We start from the raw sequence: 15,197 nt of genomic DNA on the forward strand, positions 1-15,197 counted from the left end.
GCCATCCTAGGGGCATGGGGTCGCGGCCGTCCGAAGCCATCGAGGACTATGCGAAGGCGATCTATTCGCTCTGCCGGCAGGGCGACGGCGTCGCGACCACGAACGCGCTCGCCGACCGGCTGGGCGTGACGCCCGCGTCGGTGTCGGCGATGGTCAAGAAGCTCGACGAGCGCGGGCTGGTGCGGCACATCCGCTACAAGGGCGTCGCACTCACGCCCGACGGCGAGCGGGTCGCGCTGGAGATCATGCGCCACCACCGCCTGCTCGAAACCTACCTGGCCGAGCACCTCGGCGTGCCGTGGGACCGCGTGCACGAGGAGGCCGAGGCGCTCGAGCACGTGCTGTCCGAGTACCTGGAGGCCAAGATCGCCGCCAAGCTCGGCCACCCGACCCACGACCCGCACGGGGACCCGATCCCGTCCGTGGACCTGGAGATCGCCGAGGACGAGTCCACCCGGCTGTCGGCGCTGGAGCCGGGCGACCGGGGCGTGTTCGTGCGCGTCAGCGACTCCGATCCCGCGATGCTGCGCTACCTGGACGAGCGCGGCGTGGCGCTGGGCGACGAGCTCGAGGTGGTCGAGCGCCAGCCCTTCGACGGCCCGCTGACCGTGCGCTTCGGCGAGCGCGAGCACGTGCTGGGCGGCACGCTCGCCCACGCCATGCACATCGAACGCGCCTGACGGAGCGAACGTTTTCCTAAAGAGGGACTGTCCCTCTTTAGGAAACGGTACGGTCAGCCGTACCACATATACCCCTAGGGGGTTTATTCTTCCGTCTCAGCCGCCGATACCCCAGGGTGGTATCGTGAGGATCGAGACGGAAGGACGTTGGCCATGAACCAGGACAATCTCATCTATCGCGTCGAAGGCATGAGCTGCAACCACTGCGTGGTCGCCGTGAGCGGTGAAGTGGGCCGCGTGGCGGGCGTCAGCTCGGTCGACGTCGACCTCGAGACGAAGCTCGTGCGCGTGAGCGGCACGGGCGTCGACGACGCGGCCGTCGTGGCCGCGATCGACGAGGCCGGCTACGACGCGGTTGCGGCGTGAGTACGCCGCTCAAGCTCGCCGGCTTTGCGGCGGCGCTCGTGCTCGTGTTCGGCGTGGCCGTCGCCGCGGGCGCCGGCATCGGGCCGGACCGCGAGGGCGCGCGCGCCGAGGCCGAGCGCGAGGACCTGCACGGCGCCGCGCCGGTCGGCGTACCCGACGGGGGTATGGCCGAGGGCCACGGCGCCGATGACGCCGAGGCCGGGGGCCACGAGGCCGCCGACCCGATCCGCGGCCTGGCGGTCAGCGAGGGCGGGCTGTCACTGCGCGTCGAGCAGCAGGCGCCGGAGCTCGTGTTCTCGATCGTCGAGGACGGGCGCCCGGTGCGCGAGTTCGAGATCGAGCACGAGCGCCGCATGCACCTGATCGTCGTGCGCCGCGACGGCACCGGCTTCCAGCACCTGCATCCCGAGCTGCGTGAGGACGGCGCGTGGCGGACGCCGCTGGAGCTCGACGAGCCGGGCGCGTACCGCGTGTTCGCGGACTTCAAGCACGAAGGCAAGGCCTACACGCTCGCATCGGACCTGACCGTCGACGGCGCGGCGAAGTACGCCCCGTTCCCGGACCCGTCGGCCGCCGATACGGTCGCGGGGTATCGGGTGCAGCTGCGCGCGGACGGCGGCGAGCTCGCCTTCGACATCACGCGCGACGGGCAGCCGGTACAGACTGAGGAGTACCTGGGCGCCGGCGGGCACCTGGTCGCGCTGCGCGAGGGCGACCTCGCGTTCCTGCACGTGCACCCCGAGGACGACGGCGTGCGCTTCGAGGCCGATCTGGAGGCGGGCACGCGCTACCGCCTGTACCTCCAGTTCCAGCACGAGGGCCGCGTCCACACGGCGGAGTTCACGCGATGAGCCAGATCGAGCTGCCCATCACCGGCATGACGTGCGCGTCGTGCGCGAACCGCATCGAGCGCAAGCTCAACAAGCTCGAGGGCGTCAACGCCTCGGTCAACTACGCGACCGAGAAGGCGACCGTGGAGTACGACCCGGCCGCGGTCGCGCCCGACGCGCTGATCGGCGCGGTCGAGGCCGCGGGTTACCACGCGTCGCTGCCGGCGGACGAGCCGGCGCAGGAGACCACCGACGAGCTCGCGCCGCTGCGCCAGCGGCTGATCCTCAGCGCCGTGCTCTCGCTGCCGGTGCTGCTGGTCTCCATGATCCCGGCGCTGCAGTTCGACAACTGGCAGTGGCTGGCGCTGACGGCCGCTTCGCCGGTGGTGCTGTGGGGCGCGTGGCCGTTCCACCGCGCGGCGTGGCTGAACGTGCGCCACGCGACGGCGACGATGGACACGCTGATCAGCGTCGGCACGCTCGCCGCATGGCTGTGGTCGCTGTACGCGCTCGTGTTCGGCGAGGCCGGCATGGCCGGGATGAAGATGGCGTTCGACCTCGTGCCGCAGCAGGGAGAGGGCGCCGACCACATCTACCTCGAGACCGCCGCGGTGGTGACGACGTTCATCCTCGCCGGGCGTTACTTCGAGGCGCGCGCCAAGCGCCGTGCCGGGTCCGCGCTGAAGGCGCTGCTCGAGCTGGGCGCCAAGGAGGTCTCGCTGGCCGACGGGCGCGTCGTGCCGGTGGAGGCGCTCAAGGTGGGCGACGACTTCCTCGTCCGCCCGGGCGAGAAGATCGCGACGGACGGCGTCGTGGTCGAAGGGCACTCCGCCGTCGACATGGCGCTGCTCACCGGCGAGTCCGTGCCCGTCGAAATCTCACCTGGTGACGACGTCGTGGGTGCGACCGTCAACGTCGGCGGCCGGCTGGTCGTGCGCGCTTCCCGCGTGGGGTCTGACACGGCGCTGTCGCAGATCGCGCGGCTGGTGACCGAGGCGCAGACCGGCAAGGCGCCGGTGCAGCGGCTCGCGGACCGCGTCGCGGGCGTCTTCGTCCCCGTCGTGATCGCGCTGGCGGTCGCGACGCTGGGGTTCTGGATCGGCACGGGCGAGAGCGCGACGTTCGCGTTCACGGCCGCCGTCGCCGTGCTCATCATCGCCTGCCCGTGCGCGCTCGGACTGGCCACGCCGGTCGCCCTGATGGTCGGGACGGGCCGCGGCGCGCAGCTCGGCCTGCTGATCAAGGGGCCGGAGGTGCTCGAGTCCACCCGCCGCGTCGACACGATCGTGCTCGACAAGACCGGCACGGTGACCACCGGCCGGATGACGGTCGTCGACGTGACCGTGGAAGGCATCGAGCGAGAAGAGGCGCTGCGCTTGATCGGTGCGCTCGAGGGCGCCTCCGAGCACCCGGTCGGCCGCGCGATCGCCGCTGCCGCGAACTCGGACGCGGGCATCGTCGCCTTCGCCAACCGCGAAGGGCTGGGCGTCGAGGGCGTCGTCGAGGGCCGCAAGGTCGCCGCCGGCCGCCCCGCGATGTTCGACACGCTGCCGCCCGTCCTGACTGAGGCGATCCGTGCCGCCGGGCCCCGCACCGCGGTCGTCGGCGCGATCGACGGCACGCCCGTCGCCGTCTTCACCGTCGCGGACACCGTCAAGCCCAGCTCACAGCAGGCGGTCGCGGAGCTGCGCGCGCTCGGGCTGCGGCCGGTCCTGCTGACGGGCGACAACGAGGCGACCGCGCGCGCCGTGGCCGCCGAGGTCGGGATCGACGAAGTCATCGCCGAGGTCATGCCGGCCGACAAGGCCGACGTGGTCAAGCGCCTGCAGGCCGAGGGGCGCGTGGTGGCGATGGTCGGCGACGGCGTCAACGACGCGCCCGCGCTGGCTCAGGCCGACCTCGGCCTGGCGATCGGCACGGGCACGGACGTCGCGATCGAGGCCTCGGACCTGACGCTCGTGAGCGGCGACCTGCGGGCCGCTCCGGACGCGATCCGGCTCTCACGGGCGACGCTGCGCACGATCAAGCAGAACCTCGTGTGGGCGTTCGGCTACAACGTCGCCGCGATCCCGCTGGCCGCGGTCGGGCTGCTCAACCCGGTGATCGCGGGCGCCGCGATGGCGTTCTCGAGCGTGAGCGTCGTCATCAACGCGCTGCGCCTGCGACGCTTCAAGGCGCATGGATGACAAGCGCCGCACCAAAGTCTCGAAGTACCTGTCCAAGCACCTTCGGCACGACCCGGCCGGCCTGGGCCTGACGCTCGGCCCGGGCGGCTGGGTCGCCGTCGACGACCTCCTGCAGGCCTGCGCGAAGCGCAACTTCGCGCTCACCGCCGAGGAGCTGCGCGAGGTCGTCGGGCGCAGCGACAAGCAGCGCTTCGCGTTCGACGAGAGCGGCGCGATGATCCGCGCCAACCAGGGCCACAGCGTCGAGGTCGACCTGCAGCTGACGCCGACCGCTCCGCCCGAGGAGCTCTTCCACGGCACCGGCGCGGGCTCCGTGGACTCGATACTGGCCACCGGGCTGGAACGCCGGTCACGCCACCACGTGCACCTCTCCCCCGACGAGGAGACCGCCCGCCGCGTCGGTATGCGTCACGGCCAGCCCGTCGTGCTGACGGTCGCGGCAGGCGCGATGGCGCGCGCCGGCCACGAGTTCTTCGTCAGCGCCAACGGCGTCTGGCTGGTGGACTCGGTCCCGCCCGAGTACGTGCAGCGATGAATCGGCCGCGGTCGTGCAGTCTTACGCGCATGACCGACATCACCGGCGTGGATTTCGTCGCCATCCAGACCAAGGACCACGATGCGGCCGTGAAGTTCTACGGCGAGACGCTCGGGCTGCCGTTCCTGAAGAGGTGGGGCAATATGCCGGGCACCGAGTTTCAGGCCGGCAACCTCACGCTCGCCGTGATGCAGCCCGACGCGTTCGGCTACGAGTGGACGCCGAGCAGCACGATGGTCGCGCTGCAGGTCGATGACGTCGCCGCCACGCGCAAGCGGCTCGAGGAGGCCGGCGTGCAGTTCCGCGGCGACATCCTCGACTCGGGCGTCTGCCACCAGGCCTTCTTCGCCGATCCGGACGGCAACCCGCTCACGCTCCACCACCGCTACGCGCCTAAGAGCTGACGCGCTCCTCGCCCGTGTAGACGTTCACGCCGCCGCGACGCGCGAAGCCCGCGAGCGTGAGCCCGCGATCGGCCGCGAGCGCGATCGCGAGCGAGGTGGGGGCGCCGACGCCGACCAGGATCGGCGCCCCGGCCACGGCCGCCTTCTGCACCAGCTCGAACGACAGCCGCCCGCTCACGCACAGCACGCGTCCGTGCAGCGGAAGGCCGCCGTCCAGCAGCGTGCGGCCGATCACCTTGTCCATCGCGTTGTGGCGCCCGACGTCCTCGCGCACGGCCAGCAGCTCGCCCGCGGGTGAGAACAGGCCCGTCGCGTGGAGCCCGCCCGTGCGCTCGAACCCCGGCTGGCGCAGCCGCTCCGGGAGGTCGGCGAGCAGCGGGCGGGCGATCACCGGACCGGCCGGCAGCGGCGCCGCGTGCACGGCGACCTCCTCCAGCGCGCCCTTCCCGCACACGCCGCACGAGGACGTCGTGTAGAACGAGCGCGCCGCGGGGTCGCGCGTCAGCGGCCCGGCCACCTCGACGATGTTTCCGGCGAAGTCCGCCGTCGGCCCGGCTTCCCGCGGCCCGTCGATCAGGCCCTCGCCGTACAGGAAGCCGAGCGCCAGCTCCTCGTCGTGGCCGGGGGTGCGCATCGTCACGGCCAGCGGCGCGCCGTCGACGCGGATCTCGAGCGGCTCCTCGATCGCGACCTCGTCGGAGATCCCGTCGTGCTCGACGGGGCGGGTCAGGCTCATCGCACCTGGTCTACCACGTGCCGTCGGTCACCTTGCCCGCGTCGAGCTCGCCGACGCTCTTGACGGCCCCGAGCGTGTCGGACGCGGGGATGTCGGTGAGATGCTCGTCGTAGAGCCCGAACCAGGGGTGGCCGTGGGCCTTGTACGCGTCCGCCGTGACCGGCGTGGGCGGCACGGGCTCGCCGGTGATCTCGCGCCAGGTCTCGCTGTTGACGATGTGGATGAAGCAGCGGCCGAACGTGTCCGCGTCCCAGGCGTCGACGCCGAACGGGTCCTCGTAGAGCTTCTGCTGCATGCGTCCGCCGGCGCCCAGGCCCATCTCCGTGCCCCGGCGAACGCCGCCGGCCCGCTGGCGCACGTCGGCCGCCGGCGCCGCGGCGGGCGCGCCCGCCATCTCGGCGGCGGCCGCGTAGGTCACCGGCGGCGGCTCCGGGAACCGGCCCGGCTTGGGCTCGAAGCAGACGAGCTGGATGCCGCCGAAGCGCTCCTCGCCCGTGACCTGGCCCTCGACGGTGTAGCCGCTGCCCAGCGGCATGGCGACGAACTGGCGGATCATGCCGTCGCCGGCGTTGATGCCGTCCAGCCACGGCTGCTGCGGCGCCACCAGGTAGTTCTGGCGCGCGCCGTCGAGCGCCATCGTGAACGGTGCGCCGGTGAGGGCGTCGACCTTGCCCACGCCGACCTTCACCGCGTTCGGCTTGTGGTGCGCGCCGCCGAAGTTCAGCCACAGCGCCTCGCGCTGGTACATCGGGATCATCACGCCGCCGTGCTCGCGCCACTCGGCGGGCACGCGGTCGCGGTGATCCTGGATGCGCGCGACGGGGAACCGGCCGAGCCCGGCCGGCAGCGGGTAGGTCCGCCCGTCGTCGGGGATGCGCAGCGTCCGGATGAAGGACACCGAGAAGCGCTCGCCGATGTGCAGCGAGTCGTTGCGGACTTCGACGTCGAGGCGAGCCATGTCGGCGACTATAGCATCAATCTAGTAATGCTATAGTCGTTGAGGCGTTGGCCCGCTATCCGATCGACCGCTACGAGCACCCGGGGCTCCCGGCAGCACTGCGTCAGCTGCGCACACGCGCGGGCCTGTCGCGAGCGCAGGTCGCGGCGCGCGCGCAGGGACAGGTCTCGGCCGTCTACCTCGCGCAGTGCGAGTCGGCGACCCGCACGCCCTCCAAGGCCAAGCTCGACGTGATGCTGCAGGCCCTGGGTTCGAACCGGGCCGAATTCGAAGCGCTGCTCGCCGCGCGGGTCGACGAGGGCGCGGAGTGGGACGCGGTGCCCGCTGCGCTGTGGGATCGCGGTCGCGACGAGCTGCTCGCGCTCTACGACGCGGCGTCTGGCGCGCAGCGGGCGGAGTTGCTGGCGTTCGCTCGCCGGCTCGCACCGTGAGGATCGGTTCATGTTCGCCTCATACGGTGGTGACCGTGAAGCTCATCGCCCTGCCCGTCATCGCCCTCTGCGCCGTCGCCCTCGTCGGGTGCGGCGAGGACGCGGCCGAAATCCGCGACAACGTCGACCAGGCCCGAGAAGGCGCACGCGACGCCGAGCGGCTGCGGGACGCCGTCCGCGACTTCGACGTCGCCGGCGCCGAGCAGCGCGTGCGCGAGGCGATCGGCGACGGCCAGCCCGTGCGGGACGTGTCCTGCCCGGTCCGGCCGCGCATCAACTGGGACCTCGCGGCGGTCGAGATCAACTGCATCGCCGATCTCGACTCCGGCGAGCAGCTCTCGGTGCCGGTCCGCTACGTGCCCGGCGAAGGCTTCTCCACCGGGCGCGTGCAGCCGACCAACTAGCAGGCGACGGGCTTCGCGGCGCCCGGCGGCAGGCAGCGCGTCGCGATCTGCGGCTTCTTGGCCGCGCGCACGGTGAGCACCTTGACCGCGTTGATCGCGCCCGGCTTGGAGACCGTGACGGTGATCGCGTCGCCGACCCGGAACGGCTTGGCGATGAACGGCTTCAGCGACACCGTGCCGAACGCGTTCTTCTTCGTGAAGCCCTTGCCCTTGAGGCCCTTCGGGCACGCCTTGCCCGCGCACGTCACCGTGACCGTGGCGCCGAGCGGCACGTTCTTGACCTGCAGCGTCGAGAGCTTGGTCGTCTTCTTGGTCGCGTGGGCGAAGAACGCCAGCGTCACGACGACCTGCTCCGTATCGGCGCTCTGCAGGACGGGCGGCGCGGGTGTCGGCGCGGGCGGCGGCGTGGCCCCGACGATGCCGTCGCAGTTCTCGTCGACGGCGTTGTCGGGCGCCTCGATCGCGCCGGGCCGGATCGCCGGGTCGCCGTCGTTGCAGTCGATCAGCGCGTTGAAGCCGTCGCTGTCGCTGTCGGAGGCCGCGACGGACCAGGTGCGGGCGGCGGCGGCGCCGACGTTGCCGGCGCGGTCGGTCGCGCGCACCTCGAACCGGTGCGGGCCCGCGGCCAGGCGCTCGGCCACGAAGCCGGTCGCGCACGGCGCGAAGGGCGCCGCGTCGAGGCGGCACTCGAGCGTGGCGTCCTCGTTGGCCGCGAAGGTGAACGTCTCGCGGTTGACCGCCTGCAGCGCGCCCTCACCCGGGCCGGAGGTCGGGTACAGCGCCACGGTCGGCGCGACCGTGTCGACCGTCCACGAGTAGGTGGCCGGCACGCGATCGAACTCGCCGCTGTCGCGCGCCCGCACGCGGAGCGTGTGCTTGCCGTCCGCCAGCGGCTGCGCGAGCGTGAGCTTCACTCGGCCGTCCGGGCCCTTCTTGCCGCAGGCGGTGAACGGCTGGGCGTCGAGCGAGCAGTCGAAGTCCACACCGGTGAGCGAGCTGAAGGTGAACGACGGCTGCTTGACGCTCGAGAACGCGGCCGGCTGCTCGAGCAGCGCGGTGTCGATGATGCGGAACGTCCGCTCGGCGCTGATGTCCCCTTCGTTGCCGGAGAGGTCGGTGCCGCGCACGCGGAACGTGTGGTTGCCCTCCCCCACCGTCACCGTCTGCGTGCCGTTCCCGCAGGCGCTGAACGGCGCCTGGTCGACCGAGCAGGTGAACCCCGCGGCGGGCTCATCCGCCGTCCACGTCATCGTCACGGTGCGGTCGTCGGTCGTCGAGTACGTCGCCGCGGGCTGGCTGAGCAGCGGCCCGCCCATGTCGCGGAACACGGCGGTGATGGCGTAGTTGACCGTGCCCTGGTGCACGATGCTGATCTGGCAGACCTCGCCGACCGGGTTCGGGCAGCCCTCCCAGTGGTCGAAGACCCACCGTCCGGCGCTCTGCGGGACCGCGCGCATCTGCCTGAGCGCCGGAATCTGCGGCGGGGTGGACAGCGCCGCGGTCCCACACGCGGTCAACGCGCCGTTCGGCCGGTGCGCGGGCGCCGCGCACGGCGCGAAGTCGGTGATCGAACCCGAGCCGGAGACGCTCGACGACACGCGCAGCTCGACGGCCGAGGCCGGAGCGGCCGCGCAGACGGCGAGCGCGACGCCCGCGAGGATGGTGAGGAGAACTCGGCGCACCGCGCCAACGTACGGACCGAATCGTCCGGCCAACTCCCTCGAACGGTGCTGCTTGGTCCGACGTTGGATGTACGTCCGCGACGGGCGGTTCGCCGGCCTCGAGGTCCGGGCGGTACGCCTTCCTTGAGGATGGTGAGGTATCGGGACTCGAACCCGGACCCCGTCAATCGGGCGCGGCGCAGTGCTCTACGGTGAGCGACGCGCCCGGGCCGATCGCTCGCGGGTTACCGCTCATAACGGAGGGGTTGTGGGTTCGAGTCCCACCAGGCGGATCACGTCCGCTTGTAGCTCAATTGGCAGAGCACTTGCTCCCGTGGCACCAACATGACCGGGCGCGCGACTTAAACGACGAAGGGCCGCCAGATGGCGGCCCTTCGACGTTACGGGTGGGGGCTGACTACGGGTTCGTCGTCGCCAACGTGAACGTCAGCGTCTTCGTGTAGTTGCCCGTGCGCAGCGGCTGGTTGGCGCCGATGTGCTGCTTGAACGTGATCGCCACCGGGTCGTTCGACACCGGGCCGGTCCACGTCGTCTTCGACATCGACACCTGCAGCGGCTCCGACAGCGTGTACGCGCCGTTGGACAGGAACGCCGGCGAGGGCGAGACGCTCAGGGTCGCGTCCCCGGCGGTGCTGGTGACCTTGGCCTCCGTGGTGGCCTCGTAGGTCTTCTCCACGTTCGGAAGGAACGTCCAGTTGGTCGTCGGAGCGGGGAGCTGCAGGGACAGCGTGGGCGCCACGTCGCTGCCGATCGTCACGTCCTCCGACACGCTCGTGCCGAGCTTGCCGACGCGCACGTTGCGGAAGAACACGTCGTCGCCGTTGCCGTGCATCTGCAGGCCGATGCGGCCCTGCTTGAGATCCGACACGGCGTCGTCGTCGACCCACTCGTTGATCTTCACGCCGTTGAGGATCACGATGATGCGGTCCTCCTTGACCTGGATCTCGTACGAGTTCCACTGGCCGGCCGGCTTGAGCACCGCGTCGCGGGCCGCCGCGTCGGCCGCCTGCTCGAGGTAGATCGCGCCGGTGGTCTGAGCGGGGTTGTCCGTCGGGTCGATCTGGATCTCCTCACCCTGCTGGATCGAGGTGTCGACCGTGTTCGCCCCCGTGTCGGGGAAGCCCACGAAGATGCCGGAGTTGTCGTCCCCGGGCATCATCCAGTCGAGCTTGAGCGAGTAGGGCGCGTCGTAGTCCTTCTTGGTGTACATCAGGCCGAACCCGCCGACGGACTTGAACGTGCAGCCCTCGCGGACGAAGCGCCCGGAGCCCGAGTACTGCCACTTGTCGGTGAGCATGGCGTCGGAGCCGTCGAGCAGCATCTCGTAGCCCGCTTCCGGCGTGTACAGCGTCTCGCACGGCGGGACCGGCGGGGCCTCAGGCGGCTCGCCGACCGTGAAGTGCTCGAACGTGGCGGTCTCGCTGCCGGTGCCGTTGTAGGCGGACAGGCCGATGCTCGGCGAGCCCAGGCCGGAGGTGGTGAACCCGTCACCGATCTCCGTCCAGGTCTGGCCGTCGTTGATCGACCAGCGGCCGCGGAGCTGGCCGTCGCGCGCGTACATCTGGAGCGTGATGGCCTTCTGGGCGTTCGCAGGGATGTCCGAGTTGGCGTAGCCGCTCTGGCGGCCGAGCTCGGTCGTCCACGTGCCGTTCGGGCGCCGCATGACGACGACCTTGGCCCAGGCGTTGGTGCCCGCGTAGGCGACGATGCCGCCCTGCGTGTACTCCTTGTTGCCGTCGATCGAGATCTTGGTCGTCGCGGCCCAGCTGCCGTCGGTCGGGCCCGGCTGCAGGATGATGTTCTTCGCGCTCACCGTGCCGCCGGTGATGTCGCCGGCCTGCGCCTTGATCTGGAGCTTGCCGTCGGCGACGGAGTAGCCGGCGGGATCCGGGTTGAGGATCGTCGTCCAGCGGCAGCGGTTGAGCGTGGTGCCGTCGAACGTGTCGTTGGCGGCCTGCGGCTCGCACGAGATCGGCTCGTTCTGCGTGACGTCGAGGTAGTCGAGGTTGACGTTCGCCTCGTCGCCCTGGTCGTACTTGAGCATGACGTCGTTGCTGCCGGCCTTCAGGACCCACTTGTCGGTCAGCGAGCCGTACTGGTTCCACTGGCCCGTGCTCGGGAAGGCGACCTTCTTGACGAACACGCCGTTGACGTACAGGCTCAGACGCTTGGTGCCCGGAGCCGGGTGCGGCCCGTTGGCGTAGCCGATCTTGACGTCGGCCTCACCGTCGGCCAGCGCGCTGACCTTGAACGTCGTGCTGGCGCCCAGGTTCTGATAGCCGCCCACGTAGCCGAGGCCGCTGTAACCGGCGTGCTCGGTCTGGGCGTTGGCACCGCCGGCCAGCGTCCCCGCCTCGGCCTCGTGGCGCGTCGTGCCCGCGGGCGCGAACCGCACGTTGTCGAGGTTGACGTTGCCGTCGTCGTCGGCGCCGTACAGGAGCTCGACCTCATTCACGCCCGCCTTGAGGGCGACCGTGTCGAGGTAGTAGCCCCACGTCTTCCACGTGCCGGTCGAAGGCAGCGTGATCTGGCGGCTGGTGCCGTTGACGATCAGCGTCATCTTCTTCGGGCCCGCGAACGGGTTCGGGCCGTTGGCGTAGTGCAGCGCCATCCGGTAGTCGCCGGCCTTGCCCGCGTTCATCTCGATCTTGACCGAGGAGGAGCCCTTGGTCTGGATGCCGGAGACGAAGCCGTTGCCGGTGAAGCCCGCGTGCTCGGTGTCGAACTTCGCGCCACCGGCCATCACGCCTTCTTCGAGCTCGAAGAAGCCCTCGCTGACCGGAGCGACGTAGCCCGGCAGCTTGTTGAGCGTGTACCAGGCCTCGGTGCTGAGGATCTCGGTGCCGTCAGCCGCGGCGAACGGACGCGGCGAGCGGACGTAGACGACCTTGTTGGGCTCCAGGCCGGCGATGTCGAGCGTGACGACCTTCTTGTCGGCGGACAGCGTCGCGCCCGTCACGGTCAGGTTCTTCTCGCCGATCTTCGGGCCGCCGTACTGCGCGGTCGGCGCGTAGCCCCACGACTTCACCGTGTACTTGGAGGCGAGGTTGGCCGCGGTGGCGTCCGACAGCGGCTTGGTGTACGTGATCTTGAAGTCGCCGTCGACGAGCTCCATCTTCTGCATGTCGAACGTCTGCGTGCCGTTCGGGCGCAGCTTCTGGAGGCCGAAGGTCTTCTTGCCGTTCTGGCCCCAGTTGCCGCCGCCGTGCAGGCCGCCGACGATGATCGAGCCGTCCTCCTGCAGGAGCATGCGGGTCAGACCCGCCTCCAGGCCCTGCGTGTGGCGGAAGTACGCGCCCTGGTACTCACCCTCGACCTTCTCGAGGAACGCGCGCTGGATGCCGCCGTAGGTGACGTCGGCGATGTACATCTGACCGGCGAACGGGCCGTCCGGGATCAGCAGCGGCTGGCTCGGTGAGTTGGCGATCTCGTTCTGCGGCAGCCACAGCGCCGGCGGGGTCGGCTTCTGGTTGTCGAAGCGGCCCGGAGTGCCGTCGGCCTCGGTGGTGAAGTGGTTGTAGAACGCGCCCGGCTTGATGTGGAGCAGCTTGTTGGCCGGCAGCCACGCGCCCTGGTTGTCGGTGACGAAGATCTCGTTGTCGGGACCCCAGCCGATGCCGTGCGGGGTGCGCAGGCCGCCCGCGACGTACTCGATCGCGCCCGTGTCCTTGCTGATCTTGATGTGCGTGCCGCGATCCTGTGAGCCCTGCGGGATCGTGGTCGCGCCGCCGAGGTTGATCGACACGGACAGGTTCACGTAGAAGAAGCCGTCCTTGTACAGGAGGCCGAACCCGAACTCGTGGAAGTTGCCGTCGAACGGGTACGAGGCGACCTTGGTCTCGGTCTCGAACGTGCCGTTGGAGTCGGCGTCGGCCAGCTTGGTGAGCTGGTGCTTCTCCGAGACGTAGATCGCGCCGTCGACGATCTTGAGGCCCTGCGGCTCACGCAGGCCCTCGGCGATCTTGGTGCGCGTGACGGTGGACGGGTTGGCCGCGGTCTTGACGCCGGAGAGCTTCCAGATCTCGCCGGCCTCGGTGATGCTGGTCGGGTCGCCGTCGTCGTCACCCCACGTCAGCACGAGCAGGTCGTCGCCCATCCACTCCAGGCCCGTGACCTTCGGCTCGAAGTCGGCCGGACGGAAGTTGACGAGGTCGTAGGCGGGGTTGACGCTGTCGAGCGGCAGGCCGTCACCCGGCGTGTCGTTCTGGCCCTCGCACTGCTTGGTGCCCGGGGAGGTGACGCGCACGGAGCGGTCGGTCGTCAGCGCGGAGTTCGGGACGATGGTGAAGCCGCTGTCGCCGGGCTTGCGCCAGCTCAGGCGCAGCTCCTGGCCGCCGCCGGCCTCGAAGAAGTTGATGCGCAGGGCGTGGGTGCCCGCGGTCAGCTGGATCGTGCCGTCCTGGTCCTCGGCACCGTGGAGCCCGTCGTTGTCGACGACCTTCGTCTCGCCGATGAACAGCTCAGAGCCGTCGTCGCTGCGCAGGCGGAACGTGTAGCTGCCGGCGGTCGGGACGGTCAGCGTCGCGATCGCGTGGACGACGAAGTTGTCGGTGAAGCCGCCGAACGCCGCGTCGCCCTCCCAGTCGATGGTGGGCTTGAGCTCGTCGAAGTTCGGCGTCTGGGCCGGCTTGATCGGGCAGAGCTCACTGGGCGCGGCGCCCAGCTGGAAGATCCGCTGCGTGACGCCCTGCTCGGTCTGCTGCGCGTGCGCGAGCGGTGCGGACGCGCCCAGGAGCGCGACGAGGCCGCACAGAAGTGCAAGCCACTTGGTGATGGTGGACACGCCGCTCCGGCGCTCCCAACCTGACTGCATTCGAGATTCTCCCCCTCGACGGTCGACTACGCACTCACAATCGACTGCGCGAGGGCGATAGTACCGGTCTTCGAGCGGACCACAACCATACTTTTGACAGTTATGAGGGGAAAGCCGGGAAGCTGGACAAGTGTTCGGTCCGGCGCCTGCGCTATGCGGAAGCGCGGTGCTCGGCGAAGAAGTGCCAGGACTCGGCCGCCGCGGTGTCCGGGTACCGGTGCCGGAGACCCTCGAGCATCACGAGCTTGAGCAGCGCACCGTTCGCTCCGAGGCCGCTCGCCGGCCAGCGCAGGGTCGACACGCCCGGATCGGCGATCGCGCCGTACAACGCCGGGTCGAGCCCGAACGCCGCGTGGTAGAGCCCGAAGAAGTCGCTCAGCGCGGGCGTGGTGAGGATGAGCGCCGGGTCGAGCGGCAACGCGGGCAGCGTGGGGTCGACGTTGTCGATGACCTTGGGGTCGTCAGTCCCGAGTGACAGGAGCGTCGGCACCGGCCGAGCCGGCGCCGCGCCCGCGGGCATGCCGCCGCCGCCCGAGTAGGCCGCCGCGGCCAGCTGCTCGGCGCGATCGACGGAGAGCCGCGCCGCGAAGCCCGCGCCGTTCGAGAACCCGGCCGCGTACACCCGCCGGCCGTCGATCGGCAGCCCGCCCTGCAGGTCGGCCACCATCGCGTCCACGAAGGACACGTCGTCCGCGGGGACGGGCGCGCCCGCGTCCGATCCGGGCGGGAGCTCGTTCGTGTCGATCTCCGCCGCGAGGCTGAAGTCGTTCCACTTGGTCGTCAGCCGGCCGGTCTCCAGCACGCGGTAGCGCAGCCCGGTCGGGAACACCGCCACCAGGCCCGTCTGATCGGCCATCTCGCGCCACCCCGACGAGTGGAAGAACTGCTCGCCGGTGCCGCTGCTGCCGTGGAACATGAACACGACGGGCCGCCGGGCGCCGGTCACGGGCGCCGTCTGCGGGAGGTAGGCGAGAAAGCGCCGCGGGTGACCGTCGGGCTCGACCGTGCGGCAGTTGACCCCGGGCGCCTACGCCGTGCCCACCGCGCCCTGCGTGTCGCAGGTGACCGGCGGGGCCTGCGCGGACGCGGGCGCGGGCGCGAGCAGCGCAAGGGCCGCGAGCGCGGGCGCGGCGAGGACGGCGGCGCCGCGGGCGCGCGCCGGGAGGGTGGCG

Annotated in this window: 12 protein-coding genes and 1 pseudogene; 8 read left to right on the top strand and 5 right to left on the bottom strand. The window is 70.9% G+C overall.

All coding sequences use genetic code 11. The annotated features are described in order from the left end of the window. The first annotated feature begins 14 nt into the window (after window positions 1–14). The 6 genes from OJ962_RS21205 to OJ962_RS21230 all read left to right on the top strand — a co-directional run bounded on the left by OJ962_RS21205 (window position 15) and on the right by OJ962_RS21230 (window position 5,001). Complete coding sequence (locus tag OJ962_RS21205; protein WP_202955049.1) at window positions 15–680, top strand: metal-dependent transcriptional regulator; 666 nt, start codon at window positions 15–17, stop codon at window positions 678–680. Window positions 681–833: 153 nt separating this feature from the next. Beyond that, window positions 834–1,046 (top strand): heavy-metal-associated domain-containing protein, encoded by a 213-nt coding sequence (locus OJ962_RS21210; protein WP_202955050.1) that lies wholly within the window; start codon window positions 834–836, stop codon window positions 1,044–1,046. Continuing rightward, window positions 1,043–1,897: a hypothetical protein gene (locus tag OJ962_RS21215; protein ID WP_202955051.1), complete on the top strand. Its 855-nt coding sequence runs from the start codon at window positions 1,043–1,045 to the stop codon at window positions 1,895–1,897. Before OJ962_RS21210 ends, OJ962_RS21215 begins: the two co-directional genes overlap by 4 nt. After that, on the top strand, window positions 1,894–4,062 hold the full coding sequence (locus OJ962_RS21220; RefSeq protein WP_202955052.1) for a heavy metal translocating P-type ATPase: 2,169 nt from the start codon (window positions 1,894–1,896) through the stop codon (window positions 4,060–4,062). The genes OJ962_RS21215 and OJ962_RS21220 overlap by 4 nt, the downstream gene beginning before the upstream one ends. After that, window positions 4,055–4,597, top strand: coding sequence for an RNA 2'-phosphotransferase (locus tag OJ962_RS21225; RefSeq protein ID WP_202955053.1), 543 nt, complete (start codon window positions 4,055–4,057; stop codon window positions 4,595–4,597). The genes OJ962_RS21220 and OJ962_RS21225 overlap by 8 nt, the downstream gene beginning before the upstream one ends. A 29-nt stretch (window positions 4,598–4,626) precedes the next feature. Beyond that, on the top strand, window positions 4,627–5,001 hold the full coding sequence (locus OJ962_RS21230; protein WP_202955054.1) for a VOC family protein: 375 nt from the start codon (window positions 4,627–4,629) through the stop codon (window positions 4,999–5,001). On the opposite strand, the gene fdhD is transcribed toward OJ962_RS21230, so the two are convergent. Both fdhD and OJ962_RS21240 read right to left on the bottom strand, forming a co-directional pair. Further along, a complete protein-coding gene (fdhD, locus tag OJ962_RS21235) occupies window positions 4,991–5,737 on the bottom strand; it encodes a formate dehydrogenase accessory sulfurtransferase FdhD (protein WP_238931599.1) in 747 nt (248 codons plus the stop codon). The two genes, OJ962_RS21230 and fdhD, sit on opposite strands and share 11 nt — an antisense overlap. Before the next feature lie 10 nt (window positions 5,738–5,747). Beyond that, complete coding sequence (locus tag OJ962_RS21240; RefSeq protein WP_202955055.1) at window positions 5,748–6,695, bottom strand: hypothetical protein; 948 nt, start codon at window positions 6,693–6,695, stop codon at window positions 5,748–5,750. Window positions 6,696–6,742: 47 nt separating this feature from the next. On the opposite strand from OJ962_RS21240, the gene OJ962_RS21245 reads away from it, so the two are divergent. Then, a complete protein-coding gene (locus tag OJ962_RS21245; RefSeq protein ID WP_202955056.1) occupies window positions 6,743–7,126 on the top strand; it encodes a helix-turn-helix domain-containing protein in 384 nt (127 codons plus the stop codon). A gap of 35 nt (window positions 7,127–7,161) precedes the next feature. Then, entirely contained in the window at window positions 7,162–7,530 is a 369-nt protein-coding gene (locus OJ962_RS21250; protein ID WP_202955057.1) for a hypothetical protein, read from the top strand. Here OJ962_RS21250 and OJ962_RS21255 read toward each other — a convergent pair. From OJ962_RS21255 to OJ962_RS21265, 3 genes and pseudogenes are all read right to left on the bottom strand, one after another. Beyond that, a complete protein-coding gene (locus OJ962_RS21255; RefSeq protein ID WP_202955058.1) occupies window positions 7,527–9,212 on the bottom strand; it encodes a MopE-related protein in 1,686 nt (561 codons plus the stop codon). The two genes, OJ962_RS21250 and OJ962_RS21255, sit on opposite strands and share 4 nt — an antisense overlap. 397 nt (window positions 9,213–9,609) lie before the next feature. After that, on the bottom strand, window positions 9,610–14,025 hold the full coding sequence (locus OJ962_RS21260; RefSeq protein WP_202955059.1) for a family 16 glycoside hydrolase: 4,416 nt from the start codon (window positions 14,023–14,025) through the stop codon (window positions 9,610–9,612). Window positions 14,026–14,176: 151 nt separating this feature from the next. After that, window positions 14,177–14,983, bottom strand: a pseudogene (locus tag OJ962_RS21265) (alpha/beta hydrolase family esterase); the annotation flags it as partial. Window positions 14,984–15,197 lie beyond the last annotated feature (214 nt).

The sequence above is a fragment of the Solirubrobacter deserti genome, assembly GCF_027587175.1.
Classification (GTDB): domain Bacteria; phylum Actinomycetota; class Thermoleophilia; order Solirubrobacterales; family Solirubrobacteraceae; genus Solirubrobacter; species Solirubrobacter deserti.